The sequence below is a fragment of the Luteibacter yeojuensis genome (assembly GCF_011742875.1).
In the GTDB taxonomy this organism is placed as follows: domain Bacteria; phylum Pseudomonadota; class Gammaproteobacteria; order Xanthomonadales; family Rhodanobacteraceae; genus Luteibacter; species Luteibacter yeojuensis.
In genome coordinates this window covers 1,958,265-1,979,361 of sequence record NZ_JAAQTL010000001.1, presented here as the reverse complement: position 1 = coordinate 1,979,361, position 21,097 = coordinate 1,958,265, and the positions used below count along the sequence as shown (strand labels likewise).

11 protein-coding genes are annotated in these 21,097 nt (G+C 67.3%); 8 read left to right on the top strand and 3 right to left on the bottom strand.

Annotated elements, in window-relative coordinates:
* Positions 1-256: 256 nt before the first annotated feature.
* Positions 257-2,398, bottom strand: a complete 2,142-nt coding sequence (locus tag HBF32_RS09010; RefSeq protein WP_166699325.1) for a M13 family metallopeptidase — start codon at positions 2,396-2,398, stop codon at positions 257-259.
* A 237-nt stretch (positions 2,399-2,635) separates the two neighbouring features.
* Between HBF32_RS09010 and HBF32_RS09005 the strand changes: the two genes are divergently transcribed.
* Both HBF32_RS09005 and HBF32_RS09000 read left to right on the top strand, forming a co-directional pair.
* Positions 2,636-4,339, top strand: coding sequence for a phospholipase C (locus HBF32_RS09005; RefSeq protein WP_166699324.1), 1,704 nt, complete (start codon positions 2,636-2,638; stop codon positions 4,337-4,339).
* A complete protein-coding gene (locus HBF32_RS09000) occupies positions 4,332-5,951 on the top strand; it encodes a multicopper oxidase family protein (RefSeq protein WP_166699323.1) in 1,620 nt (539 codons plus the stop codon). The genes HBF32_RS09005 and HBF32_RS09000 overlap by 8 nt, the downstream gene beginning before the upstream one ends.
* 96 nt (positions 5,952-6,047) lie before the next feature.
* On the opposite strand, the gene HBF32_RS08995 is transcribed toward HBF32_RS09000, so the two are convergent.
* The gene (locus tag HBF32_RS08995) at positions 6,048-7,850 is read right to left on the bottom strand and encodes a M14 family metallopeptidase (RefSeq protein ID WP_166699322.1); all 1,803 of its coding nucleotides are present in this window, start codon (positions 7,848-7,850) and stop codon (positions 6,048-6,050) included.
* Between the two features lie 219 nt (positions 7,851-8,069).
* Between HBF32_RS08995 and HBF32_RS08990 the strand changes: the two genes are divergently transcribed.
* The 4 genes from HBF32_RS08990 (at position 8,070) to HBF32_RS08975 (ending at position 14,074) form a co-directional block, all read left to right on the top strand.
* A complete protein-coding gene (locus HBF32_RS08990) occupies positions 8,070-11,297 on the top strand; it encodes a dermonecrotic toxin domain-containing protein (protein WP_166699321.1) in 3,228 nt (1,075 codons plus the stop codon).
* Positions 11,298-11,418: 121 nt separating this feature from the next.
* Entirely contained in the window at positions 11,419-12,084 is a 666-nt protein-coding gene (locus HBF32_RS08985) for a response regulator (RefSeq protein ID WP_166699320.1), read from the top strand.
* Positions 12,081-13,472 (top strand): ATP-binding protein, encoded by a 1,392-nt coding sequence (locus tag HBF32_RS08980; RefSeq protein WP_166699319.1) that lies wholly within the window; start codon positions 12,081-12,083, stop codon positions 13,470-13,472. Before HBF32_RS08985 ends, HBF32_RS08980 begins: the two co-directional genes overlap by 4 nt.
* 80 nt (positions 13,473-13,552) lie before the next feature.
* On the top strand, positions 13,553-14,074 hold the full coding sequence (locus HBF32_RS08975; RefSeq protein ID WP_166699318.1) for a Dps family protein: 522 nt from the start codon (positions 13,553-13,555) through the stop codon (positions 14,072-14,074).
* Between the two features lie 107 nt (positions 14,075-14,181).
* On the opposite strand, the gene HBF32_RS08970 is transcribed toward HBF32_RS08975, so the two are convergent.
* The gene (locus tag HBF32_RS08970; RefSeq protein ID WP_166699317.1) at positions 14,182-16,062 is read right to left on the bottom strand and encodes a M61 family metallopeptidase; all 1,881 of its coding nucleotides are present in this window, start codon (positions 16,060-16,062) and stop codon (positions 14,182-14,184) included.
* Positions 16,063-16,205: 143 nt separating this feature from the next.
* Between HBF32_RS08970 and HBF32_RS08965 the strand changes: the two genes are divergently transcribed.
* Both HBF32_RS08965 and HBF32_RS08960 read left to right on the top strand, forming a co-directional pair.
* The gene (locus tag HBF32_RS08965) at positions 16,206-16,658 is read left to right on the top strand and encodes a DUF4442 domain-containing protein (protein WP_166699316.1); all 453 of its coding nucleotides are present in this window, start codon (positions 16,206-16,208) and stop codon (positions 16,656-16,658) included.
* Between the two features lie 133 nt (positions 16,659-16,791).
* Positions 16,792-21,096, top strand: a complete 4,305-nt coding sequence (locus HBF32_RS08960) for a dermonecrotic toxin domain-containing protein (RefSeq protein WP_166699315.1) — start codon at positions 16,792-16,794, stop codon at positions 21,094-21,096.
* Position 21,097: the final 1 nt, after the last annotated feature.

The following is a 21,097-nucleotide window of genomic DNA, read 5'->3' as shown; positions in this document are numbered from 1 at the left end:
CCATGGGGATTCTCCTTGTTTCGTTAGGGGATGCCGTCGCGGGAGTGGTGCGACGGCACATCCAGACTAGGAGAGCGTGAGTCGGCCGATCATTGGACGAGCCCTGAGATCCTTGCAAGCGAATTCCGAGATCGACGTCGTCGCTCCGGCGATGTTCTCTCCCACGCCACGCTGCGAACGAGCGACCCTCATGAAAAAGGCGCCGCACTCGCGTGCGGCGCCTTGGGTCCATCGCTTCAGCGATGGCGTGTCGCGCTTACCAGATCTTCACCTGCTTGTCGGTCGCACGGACCATCTTCGCGTCCGGCTTGCACTGGAACGCCGTGGCGAAGGCTTCCATGTTCGACGGCGCGCCGATGGCGCGCAGCGAGGCCGGTGCGTGCGGGTCGACGTTGAGGTACAGCATCGCCTGCTTCTCGCGGACGTTGCCGCGCCACACGCGGGCCCAGTTGAGGAAGAAGCGCTGGTCCTGGGTGTAACCGTCGATCTTCGCGTTGGCTTCCTGCGGGTTCTTCTTGAGCGCTTCCTGCAGCGCGTCGTAGGCCACGTTGAGGCCACCCAGATCGGCAATGTTCTCGCCCAGGGTGAGCTTGCCGTTGACGTGCAGGTCCGGGTGGTCCTTGATCGGCGCGTACTCGTCGAACTGCTTCACCAGCTTGCCGGCGCGTTCGTCGAACTTGGCGCGGTCTTCCTTGGTCCACCAGTTCTTGTTGTTGCCGTCGCCGTCGAACTGGCTGCCCTCGTCGTCGAAGCCATGGCTGGCCTCATGGCCGATCACCGCGCCGATACCGCCGTAGTTGATGGCGTCGTCGCCGTTGGCGTCGAAGAACGGCGGCTGCAGGATGGCGGCCGGGAAGTTGATCGTGTTGTCGGTCGGGTTGTAATAGGCGTTGACCGTCTGCGGCGTCATGCCCCATTCGAGGCGATCGGTCGGCTTGCCGATCTTCGCGATGTCGTAGTGGTAGTTGAACTTGCTGGCGGCCTCGACGTTGGCGAAGTAGTTCTCGCCGTCGATGTCCAGGCCCGACCAGTCGCGCCACTTGTCCGGGTAGCCGATCTTCGGCAGGAAGGTGTTCCACTTCTGGATCGCCTTCTGCTTGGTCTCGTCGCTCATCCAGTCGAGGTTCTCGATGCGCGTCTTGAGGGCGTTGCGCACGTTGTCGACCAGTTCGTTGGCGCGTTGCTTCGCTTCCGGCTTGAACACCTTGGCGACGTAGAGCTGGCCGAGGGCCTCGCCCATCGAGCTGTTGACCGTGCCGAGCACGCGCTTCCAGCGCGGCTTCTGCTGCGGCTGGCCGGCGAGGGTCTTGTTGTAGAAGTCGAACTTGTTGTCCTGGAACGGCTTGGACAGGTACGGCGAGGCGCTGTCGATGGCGTGGAAACGCAGGTAGGCCTGCCAGGTGGACACCGGCGTGGACGCCAGCATCTTGTCGAATTCCTTGAAGAACTTCGGCTGCGACAGCGAGAAGCCCTTGTCGACCTTCACGCCTTGGGCGGCGAAGAACTTCTCCCAGTTGAAGTGCGGGGTCAGCTTGTCCGCGTCGTTCACGGAGACGAAGTGGTACTGGTTCTCCGGCACGCGCAGTTCCACCGGTGCGAGCGAGGCGGCGGCGAGCCGGGTCTCGAACTTCATCACGTCATCGGCCTGCTTCTTCGCATCGGCCTCGGGCACGCCGGCGAGGGTCAGGGTCTTGGCGATGTACGCGAGGTAGGCCTTGCGGTTATCGGCCTGCTTCGGATCGGTGTAGTAATCCTTGGTCGGCAGGCCCAGGCCATCCTGCTGCGCGTAGGCGATCTGCATCTTCGCGTTCTGGAAGTCCGCGCCCGAGCCGAAGCCGAAGACGTAGCCGTCGCCTTCGTTGAAGCTGGCATCGAGGAAATCGGCGATGTCCTGCGAGCTCTTCAGCGCGTCGATCTTCGCCAGTTCCGGCTTCAGCGGCTCGATGCCCGCCTTTTCGATGGCGTCCTCGTTCATGCCCGAGCGATAGAGCAGGCCGATCTTCTGCTCGATCGACCCGGCCTTGGCATTGGCCGCGCCCTTGTCCATCGCGTCGACGATATCGTGCTGCGTGTTCAGGCTGTTCTCGGCCAGCTGGTCGAAGGCGCCCCAGCGGGTACGGTCTTCGGGAATCGGGTTGGCGGCCACCCACTTCGCGTTGACGAAACCGTTGAAATCGGCGCAAGCGTCGATGCCGGTGTCGAGTTCGGCGATGTTGAACGTCGGGCCGGCGGGCGTGGCCGCGGCGGTGCTGCCGGCGGCGGCGGGCGCCGCGGTGGACGTCGACGACGGCTGGCTGCCCCCCGGCGCTGCCGCGTCGTCGTTGTGCTTGCTGCACGCCGTGCCGGCCAGCGCCACGGAGAGCGCCAGCGCGAGCGGCTTCAGATACTGCTTGGTCATGGGTGTCCCTCGTTACGTGGTGACTGACGACGCCCCCGGCGCCGCAGGGGTCCGAGCATAGCGGCTGGGGCCGCCGTACAGGGGGCGACTGTGACGAAAGTCATGGTTGGCGACATTTCGCAATAACTCGCGACGACTGTCCCGCGGCTGTCATGACGGCTATCTAGCCTCGAACCACCGCATGCAGGGGATGCGGCCCAGGGCAAGCCACCGATCCCATTACGAGGAGCATCCGTCATGCGCAAGCTACTGGCCGCGGGCATCGCCTGCGTGCTTACACTCTCCGCCGCCTCGATCGTCGCCGCCGGGCAGGCCGGCCAGGTCCCTGCCGCCGACGCGGCCGGGGTGCTCGGCTTCGGCCATGGCGGCCACGGCGCGCCGCGCACCGCCACCCCGATCAAGCACCTGGTGGTGATCTTCCAGGAGAACGTGTCCTTCGACCACTACTTCGGTACCTACCCCTATGCCGCGAATCCGAAGGGCGACCCGGTGTTCTACGCCCGGCCGTTCACCCCGCCGGTGAACGGACTCGACCGTCGCCTGCTTACGAAGAATCCCAACGCGCGCAATGCCGACAACGCCGACGGCGCGATCAATCCGTTCCGCCTCGCCCGCACGCAGGCCGCCACGGCCGACCAGGACCACGGCTACACCTCCGAACAGCGCGCCTTCGACGGCGGGAAGATGGACCTGTTCCCGAAGTACACCGGCCGTGGCGAAGCGCTTCCCGGCGGCGACGCCTCGCAGGAAGGCAAGGGCCAGGTGATGGGCTACTACGACGGCAACACCGTCACCGCACTCTGGAACTACGCGCAGAACTTCGCGATGAGCGACAACAGCTACAACACGACCTTCGGTCCTTCGTCGCCGGGCGCGATCAACCTCGTCTCCGGTCAGACGGCCGGCGTGTCCGCCACCCTCAACGGCACGGGCGCCACCACGGACGACGGCAACGGCGGCCTCACGATGATCGGCGACCCCGATCCCATCGGCGACATCTGCTCGTCGCCGACGGCGAGCCAGGTCAGCATGGGCGGCCGCAACATCGGCGACCTGCTGAACGACCGCGGCATCACCTGGGGCTGGTTCCAGGGCGGTTTCGACGTCAGCCGGACGAACCCCGACGGCAGCAGCGGCTGCACGCGGCGCACATTGTCGAACGTCACCCACAGCACCTCCAACGACTACAGCCCGCACCACGAGCCGTTCCAGTACTACCCGTCCACGGCGAACCCGACCCATGCCCGTCCGGCCTCCGTGGCGGCCATCGGCCACAGCGGCGACGCGGCCAACCACCAGTACGACATCGAGGACTTCTACGATGCCCTCGACGCCGGCAACTTGCCGGCGGTGAGTTTCCTCAAGGCGCCGGCCTACCAGGACGGTCATGCCGGCTATTCCGATCCGTTGGACGAGCAGGCGTTCGTGGTGCACGTGATCAACGCGCTGCAGCAGACCGGCGAATGGCGGGATACCGCGGTGGTGATCGCCTACGACGACTCCGACGGCTGGTACGACCACCAGGAGCCGCCGCACGTCAACGGCTCGCGGGGCGCCACCGACGCACTCGACGGCGACGGCGTGTGCAAGGGCCACGGCACCTTGCCCGGCCTCGACGGCAAGACGCCCGCGCAGGGACGCTGCGGCTTCGGACCGCGCCTGCCGCTGCTCGTGGTGTCGCCGTGGGCGCGCGAGAACATGGTGGACCACACGGTGACCGACCAGAGCTCGATCACGCGCTTCATCGAGGACAACTGGCTCGACGGCAAGCGCATCGGCGGCGGTTCCAGCGATGCGCAGGCGGGACGCCTGGACCCCATGTTCGACTTCTTCCTGCCGCGCCTGTTCGACCGCAAGCTGATCCTGGACGAGTCCACCGGCGAACCCAGGCAGCACGGTGGATGGCCGTTCTGGCCGTTCGGAAACGGCGGGCATGGTTGATCGCCGCCGCTTCCTGGCGACGGCAGGGTGGATGGCCGCGGCGGGGTGGATCCCGCCGCGGCTCTTCGCGCACGACAAGCATGCGATGAAAGCGGGACCGGCCGGACAGGTCGGCAACGACCTGTGCATGCATGCGATGGGCGACGTGACGCACCTGCCGGGGCTCGTCGATCCGGCGAAGCTGGCGCCCTTCGTGGACACGTTGCCGTTGCCTCCGGTCCTGCGCGCGGAGCCGGGCGGAATCTTGCACGTGCGCATGGCGGAGACCGCCCAGAAGCTGCATCGCGATCTTCCGCCGACGAAGCTGTGGACGTACGGCGGACACTATCCGGGGCCGACGATCGAAGCGCATCGTGGCCGCCCCGTCGAGGTGGTCTGGGAGAATGCCCTGCCGGCGAGGCATTTCCTGCCCATCGACCATACGATCTGCGGGGCGGAAGACGACAAGCCCGACGTCCGCGCCATCGTGCACCTGCATGGCGCCAAGGTGCCCCGCAAGGACGATGGATACCCGGAAGACTGGTACGTGCCCGGCGGGTCTCGCCGGCATCGTTATCCGAACGCACAGGACGCGGCTACCCTCTGGTACCACGACCATGCCATGGGCATAAACCGGCTCAACATGTATGCGGGGCTGGCCGGCCTTTACCTGTTGCGCGACGAGCACGAACTATCCCTCGGCCTGCCGTCCGGCGACCAGGAACTGCCGCTGGTGCTGGCCGACCGCCTCTTGCGCGAAGACGGGCGTCTTTACTACCCCGATTCCGGCGACGCGAAGTCGCCGTGGGTACCCGAGGTGTTCGGCAACCTCACGCTGGTCAACGGCGCGATCCTTCCGCGCGCCGAGGTGCAGGCGAGGCGCTATCGCCTGCGCGTGCTGAACGCGGCCAACGGCCGCTTCTACCACCTCCGCTTCCGCGACGGCCGGGCGTTCCAGGTCGTCGGTTCCGACCAGGGGCTGCTGGCCGCGCCGGCCGCGATGACCTCGATCTTCCTTGCGCCGGGAGAGCGCGCGGACATCGTGGTGGACTTCGCCGATCTTCGAAGCGGCGCGGCCGAACTCATGAACGACGCGCTGCCGCTGATGCGTTTCGCGGTCGGCCGGGGCCTGGTGCGCGACGACAGTCGCGTGCCGGACGCGTTGCGCGATCTTCCGCGGGTGGACGAGACGACCGCCTCGAAGACGCGCGAGCTGACCCTGGACGAGTACAGCGATTGCGTGGCGACGCCCATGCTCATGTTGCTCAACGGCAAGCGCTGGCACGATCCGGTGACGGAAAAGGTGAGGCTCGGCAGCACGGAAACGTGGCGCCTGGTGAACCTGACCGAGGACACCCATCCCATCCACCTGCACCTGGTCCGCTTCCAGATCCTCGATCGCCGGCCTTTCGACGTGGACGAGTACCTGGAAAAGAAGACCCTCCGTTACCTCGGTCCCGCCCAGGAACCGCCGCCGCACGAGCGCGGCTGGAAGGACGTGGTGCAGGCGCATCCCGGTATGGTCACCCGCATCGTCGCCACGTTCGACGGGTATCCCGGGCGCTACGCCTGGCACTGCCACCTGGCCGAACACGAGGCCAACGAGATGATGCGGCCGTTCGAGGTGGTGTGAGCGCAGGCGGCTGACCGCACTCTGTAGGAGCCGCTATAGCGGCGAGAGCACTCATGCGATGCCGTCGCGAGGTTTCCCTCGCCGCCATGGCGGCTCCTACAACGAAGGCGGAAGGGTTTGGAGTGTCGCCGCATTCAGGCGGACCACCGGATACGCTCCCACCTTCTGTGCCGTGTACCAGGGGCTGCGTTCGAAGAAGAACATCAGGCGTGCACGCGCATTCGCGGCAAATGCCGGATCGCTCTTCACCTTCGCCTCGAACGCGGTCTTCAGCGACGGATCTTCCGCCATCATCTTGCGCGCAAGCGCTTCGAGGACACGGGGCTCGCCGTATTCCTTTGCCTCGAAGATGGCATCGAGGTAACCCCAGCGCAGCAGGGAGTCCGGCGCGCGAGCGTCGAGCAGGTTGAGCGCAAGCACGGCGTCGGTGTTGTCCGCGCGCACGATGACCGTGCCGGCCGGCAAGGTCATGTCTTCCCGCGTCGGGGCGATGGCCACGTCCCTGAGCATGTGATGCCCCTCGAAGGGCTTGTCCGCCCAGGTCGGCTGGGTGAGTTCGTCGCGCACGACCTTCACGCGCGTGGCGGTGGCAAGACGCGTGTACGGAATGCCGTGCGCGTCGAGGCGGTCGATCACGACGGTCCACTGCGGCGGAATGGCCCAGGCGGCGGGAAGGGGCGCGGACACGTCCGGCAACAGGTCGTTCCAGCTCTGGATCTCGTAGGTCTTCTTCTGCGAGGTGTCGTAACGGACCCAGATATCGCCCGAGATGTCGCTCTTCGTTTGAGTGAACGCGAAGCCTTTCAGTGTGAACGGCTTCGGTGACGGGTCCTTCTTGAAGGTGACGGGAACGGAAGCCTCCGGTCCGGCGGACAACGAGGCGGCCCACGCGTCGGCCTCCTTCGAGGCCTTCAGCAGGGCGGCCGGATCCTCGTCGACGGTCTCCAGCACGCTGCGCACGACATCGTAGCTGCCGCGCACGCGCACCGCGTAGGGCTTCAGCATGTGCGTTTCGATCAGCAGCCCCGCGCGGTTGCGGATCGCCGCGTAACCGGTGGAAAAGCGCGGCCCGGAGCCGAAGTTCTCGATCCCCTTGGTAATGTCGCGACCGTCGCGGAATTCGAGGTACGGCGAAGCGATATGGCCCATTTTCTCGAACCGGGGAATGGCGTCGCCGGCGAAAGCATGCCCCTGCCAGGCGGCGATCGAGGGCGGCAGCTTGTGCGGGTCTTCCGCGTACCAGGTGAGGTCCGGCTGGTAGTCGGCGCCGTCGGTGGTGTGGATGTCGACGAGCAGGTCAGGCCGCCAGGTGTTCCACAGCGTCAGCCACGCGCGCGTTTCCGGCGCATCGGCCTTCACGTAGTCGCGGTTGAGGTTGAGGTACTGCGACTGGCCGCGGAAGCCCATCTTCTCCGGGCCATTCTGGTTGATCCGGAAATACGGTCCCGAATTCTCGTGGCCGTCCACGCTGTACACCGGGATATACACCAGCACGGCATGATCGAGCAGGTGCGGCAGGCGGCCGGTGACAGCGATGTCGCGCAGGAGCATCAGGCCGGCGTCCTTGCCTTCGATTTCGCCGGGATGGATGCCCGCCTGGACCAGGATCACCGGCTTTCCGGCCGCGTGCGCCTTCGCGGGTGTCAGGTCGCCGTCCTTCGCCGCGATCATCACCGTCATCGGGCGGCCTTCGGGAGTGGTCCCGAAGGTCTCCATGCGAAGCGTACCCGGCGCGGCATCGGCCAGTCGGCGCAGATATGCGACCGTTTCCGCATAGCTCGGCGTGGTGCGGAACGACGACGCCTCGGCCGGCGTGATCCACGTGTCCTTGGCATGGACCACGACCGGCGATAGCGCGGCGAGGGTGAAGAGGAGGCGTGCGGGGAAGATCCCAGGCATGGCATTGGTCCGTCGGGTGAAGCGGGCATTGTAGGCACCCGGGTCGCGGATCGGCACCGTCGTCCATAGGACCGAACCACGGTCGCGGTCCTTGCGCCAGTGTCCGACACGGCCCGGGGACGACGACCGGCATGGCCTTCCATGTCGAACGACTGCGTTCGCGCGGGGGTGGCGACTAACGTCGTCGGCTCCCATGAGCCCAGTCGAGAGATGGATACGATGACCAGGACCGCTTTCCCCGCATTCCCGCCGGCGATCGCCGCCATGCTGATCGTCGCGGCCATGGCGACCGGCGCCGACCCGGTCGCCGCCAGTGCCCGGGACGTCGATGCGGCGGATGACCGGCACTACGAAGTCGCCGCTGCCGGGAGTGGAAAGACGTCGCAGGTATGGATGGTCGCCCTCCAGTTCGCCACCGACGGCGACGCCGAGGCATTCGAGGCACTCGCGGCCAGGATGGATGCCTTGGCTCCAGCCGATGCCGGCAGTGCGGCCAGGGATTTCATCCGCGAGCACCTTGGCATCGACGGCGACGGCCATGTCGTGGCCCATTTCGCTTCCGCGGAAGACCGGCGGAACGGCAGGCCGGATCGCACGACGTCGCTCACCGAGGCGCTCATGGAGGCGTTTCCGGGCCATGCGCGGCACGGCTTCTTCGCGGGCTCGTCGGATCTGGTGGGAGGCATCGTCAATGGCGGCGCCGGAAGCCCCACGATCGTGACCCTGGGCGAGCGCTTGCGGCACGACGACGTCAAGGCGGTCTTCAGGGACATCGGCGCCTTCCTGTGGAGCCGGACAGGTCCGGGCTATCTCTACAACACCTTTTTCGCCGAAGGAAACGTCGTCGAGACGGTCGGTGAAGACGCCCGCGCGCTCGACGACGCTTTCGGCATCTATCGGACCGGCGGCTTCGACAAGGCGCACGAAAGTACCTTCACGTTGTCGGGGCTCGTCGACGCATTCAAGGCGCCCGGCATGTTCGCCGAACTTCCCTACGTCAAGCGGCTGAATGCCGATCTGGACGCCTTCTGGCAACGGAATAAGGCCGACTGGCCCGTGCTGGCCCGCTATCGGTTCGTCCTTCGCGCGCGGCTGGCGCGCGATGCGGGGCTGCTCAACCGGGCGCAGTACGAACTCGTCATGCGTGGCGGGGCGCCGCATGTGCCCCTCGATGGCCCGGTCGGCATGGCGCAGTTGCGCAAGACGGCGCAGCGGAGCGACGTCGACATGAGGCGCTTCGATATCAACGGTTATCCGGCCACCAACCTGGTCCGCTTCGTCGCCGTCGACGGCAGCGAAGTGATGTACCTTCCCGGCCACACCCCTTCCTTCGTGGTGGCCGGCGACGAGCGCGCTCTGCGCCAATGGGTACTGCAGCAGACGAAGGATCCGCAGGCGCTCGATGGACTGCTCTCGCGGTTCTCGATCCACGATGCGCAGGACGGCGTGTTCTGGACCGGCGTCAGGCACGGCCTGGAAAACCTCGGCAGCGGCCGCTGGCAGGCCGATAGCGGCAGCATCGACCACGCGAACGCCGTCATCGACGGGGACATGTTCGAAGACATGCGGGCCGCGACGGAGCAGCGTATGCGTGGCGACGCCGGCATGCGTGCGAGTACCGCCTGGGAGGCCTGGCGGGCCACGATCGATCGCACGGCGACACTGCTCTCCCCCTTGGGTTTCGTGCGTCCCCTGGTCGTCCCCGTGCAGGTGGTCCTCGGTGTTGTCCAGACCGGTACGGGCGTGGAACGGACCCTCGACGGCAGGACGTTGCAGGAACGCAGGCTCGGACTGGAGCAGGCGGGAATGACGATCGTCACGCATGTGGCGCTGGCCGGTCTGCTCGGCCGTCAGGGGCAGGCCCGTCAAGAAGAGGGCCCGGCGGCGCCGGTGCGACGGCCGCCGTTCTTCGTTCCACCGAAACGGATCAACGGCCGGGTCGGATACCTCATGAGCCCGACGAGAGCCCCGGGGATTCCGCGTAACTCGGATATCCGTCTATACGTGGGCCCGAGCGGCGAGCTGGTCCGCTGGACGAGCGCCGACCTGTCCTCGCACACCTTGACCTACCTGCCCAACCATATGGAGGCAACGCGTTCGGGTGTCTTCGTTCGCGGCGACAGGACAACGGTGATCATGCGAGGCCATCGCGTGGCGGACGTCCTGCCCGATGGAACCGGTTACCGGCTCGCCTTCCGGGGCGGTGTGCCGGGCCCACGTGTCGTCAGGCATGCCGACGGATTCTGGGATCTCGCCCTGACCGACGACAACTATTTTCAGGGCAGCGTCGTCGCGCAGCACGTGGACGAGTCCTACACCCTGCATCCCGACGTCCTTCATCGGACCGCGGAGATACTGGAGCAGTTGGGGTCTTCCGAGGCGGACCTGCTCGCCTCCCACGCGTCGGGCGTGGGTCCGGTCCTGAAAGTGGCGGTCGGACAAGCCCTCATCGAGACGCTGCCCGGACGGTTGCGCGATCGGACCATCGAAGTGTGGAGCGACCGGGAAATCCAACTGATGGCGCCGGAAATGGCCCGGACGGTCAACCTTCCCCTGGCCTTCTTCGGCGAGGACGGGCAGTTCCGGTTCGCGGTGCAGGCCGACGGCACGGAGAGCGGCGCCGCAGGGTTGCCCCCCGGTGCGCTCAGGTTGCGACGCGTGGGCGAACTCTACGTCGACATGGGGCTGGGAGGGTCGAACCTGTCCCGTACGCGGCGGACGATCTTCCAGGCGCTGGGTCTGCGGCTCGGCTATAGCCTGAGAGCTTCGGAAAGGTACTTCCGACGGGAGCTGGCCGTCCGTTTCGACGCCCGGTCCACCGCCCCCGAACGCGCCATGGTCGAGCGCTGGGTCGAGCCGCTGGAACTTCCCGCCGAGCAGCGGCAAATGCTCGGGGACCTGTCGCGTCTTCGCCATGCCGTGTTCGACAGGTACACCGAACTGAGTCCCCGCGAGCTGGAGCAACTGGAGTGGGCGGATCAGGCACGACATGGTGCATTGTCTCCGGGCCAGCCATACGCTCGCGCGCCGTTCGACGAGCTGATGGCGAAGGTCGCCGACGAGGAGGGCGAGCTCTTGCCGGCCGACACCGAGTACCTCACCGATCTCCTGCGGCGAGTGGCGGAGGGCTATGACGGGTTGCTGCCCGATGGGCTCGACCACCTGGTCGTCGCCGACGAATCGGTCTTGCTGGACGCGGCCTTGCAGGCCTCGGATCACTGGATATCGGATGGCCGCCACTACGTACGATTGCGGCGCCTCGACGGACGCACGCAGATTGTCGAGACGGCGCCCTATGTTCCGGAGAGCCCCTACCGGGTGGGCCAGCGCAGCGAAATCCTCGCGCCGGGCGAGGGCGAAAACCGCGGCACGGGTCGCCATGTCGCCGAGGCTTACGGCATGTGGTTTTTCCAGAAGGAGACGCTCCCGACGTTCGTCAGTCTTTGAAGGGCAGGGGTTATTTCGCCCCGCCGTGGGGGCCGGTGGGGCCGTTCTTCTAGCCTTCCTAAGGGCGCGCTAAGCTGGGCGAAAGGATAATCGCCCTCCAGCAGCACGATAGGCCACCGCCTTGCACATCATCCTGGTCGAAGACGACGTCCAGCTCGGCGAAGCCATTCGCCGGGCCCTCGAACGGCTGGCCTACACCATAAGCTGGTTCCGCAACGGCAACGAGGCCCTCCTGGCCCTGCGCGACCACGACGCGGACCTGGTGCTGCTCGACCTCGGCCTGCCCGGCAAGGACGGCATGGACGTGCTGACCGAAGCGCGTCGCCTGCGCGTGACCACGCCGGTGATCGTGATGTCGGCGCGCGACGCGGTCGATTCGCGCATCAGCGTGCTCGATGCCGGCGCGGACGATTACCTGGTGAAGCCGTTCCATCTCGACGAACTCGCGGCGCGCATCCGCTCTTTGGCACGGCGCGTGCGCGGCGCGGCCGTGAACCGGCTGGAGGCCGGCGCGCTCAGCCTCGACCTGGGTACGTTCGAAGTCACCTGGCACGGCGAGCGGGTGGAGCTGACCCGGCGCGAGTTCGCGCTGTTGCAGGCGTTGATGGAGCGGGCAGGGCGCATCGTGCGCCGCGAGTCGCTGGAGACGTCGCTGTACGGTCCCGACAATGTCATGAGCACCAGCGCGCTGGAGGTGCTGGTGCATTCGCTGCGGCGCAAGCTCAGCCACGGTGCCATCCAGACGGTGCGTGGATTCGGCTACATGCTGCCGCGGGAGCCGCAGTGACCGTTACCGGCAGCCTGCGCTCGCGCCTGCTCGCGTTGATCGTGCTGGTGCTGGCGGCGGTGCTCCTGCCGCTCGGCGTGCTGAGCATCAAGCACACGCTCGAAGAGGTGGACGAGTTGTCCGATGGCCGCCTGGCCCAGGCGGCGCGCACGCTGGAGGTGCTGGTCGGCCGCATCGGCGTGGACGAGCTGCGCCGGCAACGCGGAACGCGCCTGCTGGTGCCGAGCGTTTCCAACCATCCGCCGGAAATGACCGTGCAAGGGCGTACCTTCGAATCGGAGGTGGGTTTCCAGGTCTTCGATCGCGACGGCACCCTGCTGCTGGCGACGGAGAACCTCGCCAACGTGCCGAATACGCATGCGCCCGACGGTGCCTTCGAGAACATCCGCAAGGGCAAGTACAAATGGCGCGTGTTCACCCTGATCCAGGAGGACGACGGAGTCACGATCCGTGCCGGCGAGCGTTACGACAGCCGCAACGAGATCACCCGCGCCCTGTGGATCGAGCATAGCCTGCCGATGCTGCTGGGACTGCCCCTGATGGCGTTCCTGGTCGGCTGGGCGATCCGTCGTGGCCTGCGGCCGTTGGACGGCCTGGCCCGGGTGCTGTCGCGGCGCAAGCCGGGTAGCCGGGAGCCGGTGCGCCTCGACGACGCGCCCACCGAGTTGCAGCCGGTGCTGGCTGCCCTGAACGACCAGATAGACCGCCTCGAGGAAGCCCTTGAGCGCGAACGCCGGTTCAGCGCCGACGTGGCCCACGAGCTGCGCACGCCGCTGGCGTCCACGATGATCAACCTGGAAGACGCCATGGCATCCGCGCAGCCCGACGAGGCCCAGGCGGCGCTGAAGGCCGCCAGGGAGTGCCTGGTGTCGCTCGCCCGGCGCACCGAGCAGTTGCTGGCGCTGGCGCGGCTCGAGGCGGGCGTGGCCGCGGGACCGCGCAGCCCTGTGGACCTGGGCGCGCTGGCGCTGGACGTGGTCGACGAGCTGTCGCCCCTGATCGGCACCGGTGGCGTCGAGTTGGGTATCGATCTTTCCGACGGCCTCGTCGTCGACGGTTACGGCGTGGCCCTGGCCTCGTTGCTGCGCAACCTGCTGGAAAACGCCTTCCGCCACGTGCCGGATGGCGGACATGTGGAACTGTCCATCCACCGCGAGGAAGGGCAGGCGCTGATCGAGGTGGTCGACGACGGCCCGGGCATCCCGCCGGAGCGGCGCGAGGCCATGTTCACCCGCTTCCAGCGCGGCCTGGATACGCAAGCGAGCGGTTATGGCCTGGGGCTGTCGATCGTGCAACGCGCGGTCGAACTGCATGGCGCGAGCATCCGTCTGCTGGACGGCAACGGCGGTTCTGGCCTGCGCGTGGTGGTAAGCCTGCCGCTGGCGTGATGGGCGAGCGTGTTTCGTCCAATCCTGCGCCATGCGTCTGGCGCATCCTCGGGAGCCCAACCGATCTGGAGCGCATCACGATGAAGAACCCCCAAGCCACCAGGAACCTGCGGAAGGCCGCGCTGAAGACGCCGAACGGCCTTGGCGCCGATGCCACCCGCGACATCTCCGGCGCCCTGGGCATACTGCTTGCGGATACTTTCGCGCTGTACCTGAAGACGAAGAATTTCCACTGGCACATGTCCGGTCAGCACTTCCGCGACCTGCACCTCCTGCTTGACGAGCAGGCCACGGAAATCTTCGCCATCACCGACGACATCGCCGAGCGCGCGCGCAAGATCGGCGGTACCACGCTGCGCTCCATCGGGCACGTGGCCCGCCAGCAGCGTCTTTCCGACAACGACGCCGAGTTCGTCACGCCGCAGGACATGATCGCGGAACTGCGCGACGACAACGAGCGCTTCGTCGGCTTCCTCCGCGAAACGCACGGCGTGTGCGACGAATACGGCGACGTGGCGACGGCCAGCCTCATCGAGAACTGGATCGACCAGGCCGAGCGCCGCGTGTGGTTCCTGTTCGAGACCGCGCGCGAAACTCGTTGAGCGTGCGGATCCTGTAGGAGCCGCTATGGCGGCGAGAAGCCAACGAAGCGATGAAGCGGCGAGGCCAGTTTCCCCTGGCCGCTATAGCGGCTCCTACGGGAGCGCGGTTATTTTCGCGGCGTGGCAATGGCGCCGATGAGGTCCTTGCCCTCGCCGCGCACGAGGTGCGGATACTTCAGGCCGCCGTGGTAGTCGACCTTCACGGTCGCGTAGTCCTCGATGTCCTTGATGAGGAACTCGATCGGCGTGCTCGTGGATTTCGCCGCCGTCACCGCGTCCTTCAACACCTGCGCCGAATAGTCCTTGCCGTTCACCGCCACGATCGTCACGCCGGGGACCAGTCCCGCCTTCGCCGCGACGCCGTCCCACTGCGAATCGGTGACTTCGCCCTTGTCCGAGACCTGGATGCCCAGCGAATAGGCGAGATTGACCGTCTTGCGCACCTTCTCGGCCGTCTTGGCGAAGGCGGTGGGTTTGTCGTCGTAGACAAGCTTCCAGCCGCCGCCCTCGATGCCGTGCTCAGGCAGCGTGTCGCCGGTGTAGTCCAGGCGCTGGCGCAGGAATGCCGCCCAGTCGAACGGCTGGATGCCGTTGAGCGTGGAGACCACGTCCTCGAAGGTATAGGTCTTCGGTGTGTAGCTGCCGTTGTCCATGCCGTAGAAGGCGCGGGCGAATTCGTCCAGCGTATGCTTGCCGCCGGAGAGGTCGCGCATCTTCGTATCGACGTCGAGCCACAGCAACTGGCCTTCCGGATAGTAATCCGAGCTGCGGCGCAGGTTCGTCCAGCCATGGCCCCGTCGGGCGGAGAGCGGGATGCCGTCCGCGGTATCCTGCAGCGAGCGCCACGAGCGTCCCGTGCGCGCGGACATGTCGGCCGCGATGCCGGCGAGCGAATCGCGCCATTGCGCGGTGGTCCAGATGCCCGACCGCGCGGTGAGCACGCCCGCCCAATAGTCGGTGAGGCCTTCGTATACCCAGAGCAGGTCATCCTGCATCGGCTCGGTGAAGGTCGGTGTCCAGAGGTCCGCCGGACGGCGGAACTTGCCGTTCCACGAATGGATGTATTCGTGCGGAAGCAGCGTGCCCGCGGCCACGTTCACGTCGGGATCGGTGAAGAAGTTGGCGTAGAGGCGATCGTCGCTGGACTGGTGGTGTTCCAGGCCGAAGTGCCCCGTATGGTCGGACGTGACCAGCAGGAAGTCATAGTGTCCGTAGTGGTGTGCGCCGAAGAGCCTGTTGGCCTGGACCACGAGCGAGCGCTGCCTGGCGATCTGCTCGTCGGTGGGCTTCACGCCCGCCGCGGTGTCGCCGGTGATGTCGAGGTGCACCTGCGTGTCCTGCCCCGGCGCGAGGTCGATGCGGTTGAAGTACTTGCCGGTCATCAGCGGCGAGTCGACCAGGTTCTCGAAGCTCACCGGCTTGAAGCGCACTTCGTCGCCGGACTGCGAGGCGGTCTCCAGCGCGGAAGCGTACTTCCAGCCCGCGGGCAGTTTCACCGTGGGCTGGATGGTGATCCGGCTGGTGTAGTGGCCGGCGGGATAGAAGGCCACTTCATTGAAGGAGAGGGGCACGTAGTTGGGCGTGGCCGGCGCGAGGTACTCGAAGGCCAGGTCCAGCTTGTCCACGCCGTCGGGTACATCCACGTGGAAGGCATACATTTCCTTCAGGTCGCGGCGCCACGGAATCTGCTTGCCGTTCGCGCGGACGATGAAGCCCGCGACATTGGCCAGCGGACCGGATGGGGCGTGCACGCCCGGGATCCACTTCGGGTAATAGAGGATCGCGTGTCCCGCGCTGACCGGAATGGTCTCGTGCACGTGGTAGAGGTGTTTCGACGCATCCGAGAGATCGACACGCAGCGTGAGCGTGCCGGGGTAGGGCTGGTCGACGGCGACGGGAAGATCGGCGGCCGTGGCATGAGGGGCGGAAAAGGCCATCGCGGAGGCGACGGCGGCGGCGAGGGTGGCGCGGCGAAGCGGATGGCGCATGGCTCATGGCCCCTGGCGGTTGTCGACTTTCGATAGTCGGCGTCCGTTGACCGCGCGGACGTGTGCCAGAGGTCATGGGCCCCATGGTTGCGTTTGAAACGGGGGGCTATCGTTCGCGCCGTCCACGTCGCTAGCATCGCGGCATGAAAGCTCGCACGATGCGGCGTATCCTCAACACCTGGCCGCCTTTCCTCTTCGCCGGCATCCGTGTCGTCGTCTTCGACGATTACCGTTACGCCAAGGTCCGGCTCAAGCTGACCTGGTACAACCGCAATTACGTGCGAACGCATTTCGGCGGCAGCCTGTTCGCCATGACCGACCCGTTCTGGATGCTCATGACGCTGAAGAGCCTGGGCAGCGATTACATCGTGTGGGACCAGGCAGGCGAGATCCGCTTCGTCGCCCCGGGGAGGGAGGACGTTTACGCGGAGTTCCGCATCGACGAAGCCACGCTCGAGGAATTGCGCGCGGGCACGGCGAACGGCGAGAAATACCTGCGCTGGTTCGACACCGACATCCGCACCGCCTCCGGCGAGCTGGTGGCGACGGTGCGCAAGCAGCTCTACGTGCGCCGCAAGAAACCTCGCGCCCCGTAGGAGCGCACGCGGGGAGATTCGGCCGACAAGACATTCGGTGATTGCGGGTTCGCCGTCGCGGAATGCGACGGCACCCCGATCGGCGGAAGCGGGCTACGTTTGCAGACTTTGCATGCGCTCCCGTCTTCCTCCCATGAATCGTCTTCCTTCCCTCCACCGGTTCGTCGGCGCCGGCGCGGTCCTGGCCGTTGCGGCGCTGTTCCCTGTCCCTGCCATGGCGGTGCCCATGGACGCCGCCACTTATTATCACGTCGAAGGCATCGATCTTTCCGCCTCGCCGGTCGCCCCCCAGTTCGCGTCGCCAGGGGATATCGACGCGTTCCTGAAAATTTCCGCCAGGGCGAGTGCCTCGCCGGTCCCCGATCCGCGAAAGCTCTCGCGCGATTTCATCAGGGAAAACCTGGGTATCGACGGCGACGATTACGTCGTGGCGCACTTCGCCACGCCGGCGGACCGGACGCGCGGTGTACCCGATCGCGCGGTCGCACTGACGGATGCGTTGATGGAAGCGTTTCCGGAACACTCCCGGCACAGCTTCTTCGCCGGGCTCTCCGATACCGTCGGCGCTCTTTCCTCGGGAGGCGGCCAGAGTCCCGGCATCGTCTCGCTGGTCGATCGCCTCGCGCACAGCGGCGACGCGAAGGATTTCTTCGCCCGGTTGGGCAGGTTCCTGTGGAGCCGGACGGGACCGGGCTACCTGTACAACACGTTTTTCGCCCGCGGCAATGTCGTCGAGACGGTGGCCGAAGACGCGCGGTCGCTGGACGAAGCGTTCGGTGTGTACCGTGCCGGCGGGTTCGCCGAGGCATACGCCAGCCCGATACGCCTGTCGTTGCTGGTCGAACGATTCGGCGCGCCGGGAGCCTTTGCCGAGCTTCCTTACGTGAGGAAGCTCAACGACGAGCTGGACCGGTACTGGGCGGAGAACCGTGCCGGATGGCCGGTGCTGGCGCGCTACGAGTTCGTCCAGCAGGCGCGACACGCGCGCGACACCGGCCTGCTCGACGACGCGCAATACCGCCTGGTCATGCGCGGCGGAGCGGCGAAGGTTCCCCTCACCGGCCCGATCGCGCTGGCGCAATTGCGTTCCTCGCCTCCCGGCGAGCGGGTCAGGGCAAGGCGCCTGGACATCAATGGCTACGCGGCCACGGACCTCGTCCGCTTCGTCGCCGACGATGGCCGCGAAGTGATGTACGTCCCCGGCGGTCATCCGTCCTTCGTCGCGAAGGACAGCGAGCGCGAGCTTCGCCAATGGGTGCGCCAGCAGGCGGAGAACCCGGACAGTCTCGACCGGTTGCTTGCGCACTTTTCCCTCTATGACGGCCAGGACGGGATCTTCTGGACGGGCGTGAAACATGGCCTGGAGCACCTGGGTGGCGGACGATGGCCGGCCGACGCCGGCGCGATCGACCATGCGAATGCGCTCATCGCCGGCGACGTGTTCGAGGACATGGGCGTGCAGATGGAAACGCGCATGCGGCGCGACGCGCGAATACGGGCGAGCACGGCCTGGGAGGCATGGCGAGCAACGATCAACCGCAGCGTGGCCCTGCTGGGTCCCTTGGGCTATGTCCCGCCCCTCGCCATCCCGGTCCAGGCAGTGGCCGGCCTGGCGAGCGCGGCCACCGGCATCGACCAGGGCATCAACGGCCGGACGGCGGAGGAAAGGAAGGCGGGACTGGAGCAGACGCTGACGACGGCGATCACCAGCGTTCCCGTCGGCGCGGTGTTCGGTGGCCTGAAAGCGGAAGGCGCCGAGGGTGCTGCCGCCACGAAAGAGGGAACGCGGCCTGCCTTCGTTCCATGGCAGAGGGTGAATGGCCGGCCGGGCTATCCGCTCGGTCCGACGCGGCCCCCCGGCTGGCCGCACGACCTGGTGAACCGGCTGTATCGCCGGCGGGACGGCGCGCCGGCCCTCTGGATCGCCGCCGAGGCGGACCGCCACCTGGTGCCCCTGCCGAGGGATGCCGTGCCGCGGGCCGACGGCATCCTGATCCACCACCAGGCGCGCTATGTGCCCCTGATCCTTCGCGGCTACGGCCTCCGCGCGGTGCGTGTCGTCGCCGATGCCGAAACGGGCGGATACCGGATCCTGCTGCGCGACGGCACCGCCGGGCCGCACGTCGAAAGGCAGGGGAACGACACCTGGCTGCTCGGTTCGGGCGAGCGCGACTACCTTCCCGGCAGCATCCTCGCCCAGATCGTCGGGCGCGATCTCACCGCGGACCCGCACACGCTGCATCGCGCCGCGCACGTACTGGCGCAGTTAGGCGTCGCGGAGGCGACGATGGCGTTGCCGCATCTTTCCGGCCACGAGGCGGGAGCGATGGAACCGCTGCTGGTCCTTGCCCTCGGTCATGGATTCATCGAGACGCTTCCCACCCGCCTGCGCGATACCCGGGCCACGGTGTGGAGCGCCAGGGAGGTGGGTCTCGTCGCGCCGATCGTCGCCCGGCATCTGGGACGTCCGCTGGCGCTTTATCGCCGGGACGGGGGTTTCCACTTCGGCGTCTTGCCCGACGGGACGGAATTCGCCGCCGACCGCGTGCCGTCCGACACGCTGCGCCTGCAGCGCCGCGACGGGCGCTATACCGTCCTCGATGGCCGCGGCCCGTCCGACGAGCACGCTTCGGTCTTCGCCGCGGTGGCGGAACACATGCGTCCGCAGGGAAGCCAGGACGCACCGACGCCCGCGTTGCGCGAGGCTGCGTTCCGCCGCCAACTGGCCGATGCCATCGACACCGCGTCCACCCGTCAGGCACTCCGGCGCATGCATCGGCACTGGATGACGCCGTCCCTGCGGTCGACGAGGGAAGGGCAGGTGCTACGGCGCATTTCGCGTCTGCGCCACGCCCTGGTCGACCGGCACGAGGCCTTGACGGCCGACCAGCGCCAGTGGCTTCGCGACGTCGAAGAGCCTGGCGAGGACGCCGCCTCCGCCGGCGCGCCGGGCTTCGCCAGCCTTCTTGCGAAGATCGTCGACAAGGAAAGCGCCCTGCTTCCCGCGGCCCTCGACCGCTTGCTGGTCAAGGATGCCGTCGTGTTGCAGCGGGCCGGCGGACGACGGGTGGACCGGTGGAGCGAGGAGGGCCGCCACTACGTCCGGTTGCGCCACCTGGACGGACGCATGCAGGTCGTCGAGACGGGACCGGACCGTCCGGGCGGCATGGCCGAGATCCTCGTGCCGGGGAGCGACGAAAACCGGACCACCGGTTACTACGTCACCGAACTCGACGGCATGTGGTTTCCCGACGCGAACCTGCGCGACGGTTTCGCTCCCCTCGACCCCAGGGAGTACGCGAAGGCGATGATGCTGCTGGCTTCCCACATGCCGGCCGGCGTCGAAGCGGATGCCGGAAGCCTCGGACGTATCGCCGGGAGCGTCCCGCAACCCCTGCTGCCCTTCGTCCGCCGGTCGCTGACGTCCGTTCGAACGGCCGCCGACGGCGGGCTGGAGCTGGTACTCGAGCCTCCGGCGGCGGGTCGGCCGATGATCTTCGCCACCCGGGTCGACGGAAGGGGAAGACCCGTTGCGCGCCCGTCGACGGCACCGCGGCAGGTTGACGTGCCGGCCGCGCAGGCGGCGGACAGGCAACTCGTGCTGCCTGTGCCCGACGGCCTTGCCGCCGTTCGCCACGGCCCGGCACCAGACCCGGCGACCCAGCTGAGACTGCAAGAAGGGGAAAGCCCGATCAGTGCCTTCGTGGCGGCCGGATTCGGCAACCGCCATATCAAGGCACTGGCGAACGCCCGGCGCCTGCGTGGCATGTTGCGCGAGGACACGCACCTCGTGCTGCTCGGTGCGACGCCGGATCACGTGCTGATCCTGGCCATGCCGGTGGACGCGGGCACGCTCGGCTTCGCGACATCCGGCGGCGCGGAGGGCCGGCGCGTGGCGGACCTGCCGGCCGGCACGGTCATCGTCGACGACATGTACGGCGTCAGGGCGACCGCGGCGGACTATCCCGCCCGGGTCCGCGAGGTCGCGCGCCGATGGCAGGCGGCCGGCGTGACGATGAAGCGGTTGCTGCCCAACGGCACGGAGGCGCGCGAATCGCCGATCGATTTCACCGAGCGGGTGCTCTCGACAGCGTTCAGGCCCCATCTGTGGAGTCCCCGCAACGATCCGATTTCCGAGCGGGCCTATGTCGGCTACATGCATCGTCGTCATGCAAGCGGCGAGCCCGCCCGGCATGCGGGACTGGACTGGCTGCAGACGCGCCACGCACGCCGGGATTACATGACCTACTTCGCGCCGCCGTACGACGGCACGCCGTCGCCGGACGACGTGCCTGCCTCGGTCTTGCATGGCCTGGCCGAAACCGCGATCCATCTCGGCACCCGCCACGCGGAGGCGTCGGCAGGCGTCGCCGAATTCCTCTTCCCGTCCCTGCAACCGGACGCTCCGAAGGAGCCGCGCATGTCGGCCGGCGGATGAA

What these genes read in the sequence shown, in the direction of transcription:
- HBF32_RS08960 (WP_166699315.1), top strand. Translation starts at nt 16,792, where the DNA reads ATGAATCGTCTTCCTTCCCTCCACCGGTTCGTCGGCGCCGGCGCGGTC.
- HBF32_RS08975 (WP_166699318.1), top strand. Translation starts at nt 13,553, where the DNA reads ATGAAGAACCCCCAAGCCACCAGGAACCTGCGGAAGGCCGCGCTGAAG.
- HBF32_RS08990 (WP_166699321.1), top strand. Translation starts at nt 8,070, where the DNA reads ATGACCAGGACCGCTTTCCCCGCATTCCCGCCGGCGATCGCCGCCATG.
- HBF32_RS09000 (WP_166699323.1), top strand. Translation starts at nt 4,332, where the DNA reads ATGGTTGATCGCCGCCGCTTCCTGGCGACGGCAGGGTGGATGGCCGCG.
- HBF32_RS09005 (WP_166699324.1), top strand. Translation starts at nt 2,636, where the DNA reads ATGCGCAAGCTACTGGCCGCGGGCATCGCCTGCGTGCTTACACTCTCC.
- HBF32_RS08995 (WP_166699322.1), bottom strand. Translation starts at nt 7,850, where the DNA reads ATGCCTGGGATCTTCCCCGCACGCCTCCTCTTCACCCTCGCCGCGCTA.
- HBF32_RS09010 (WP_166699325.1), bottom strand. Translation starts at nt 2,398, where the DNA reads ATGACCAAGCAGTATCTGAAGCCGCTCGCGCTGGCGCTCTCCGTGGCG.
- HBF32_RS08970 (WP_166699317.1), bottom strand. Translation starts at nt 16,062, where the DNA reads ATGCGCCATCCGCTTCGCCGCGCCACCCTCGCCGCCGCCGTCGCCTCC.
- HBF32_RS08965 (WP_166699316.1), top strand. Translation starts at nt 16,206, where the DNA reads ATGAAAGCTCGCACGATGCGGCGTATCCTCAACACCTGGCCGCCTTTC.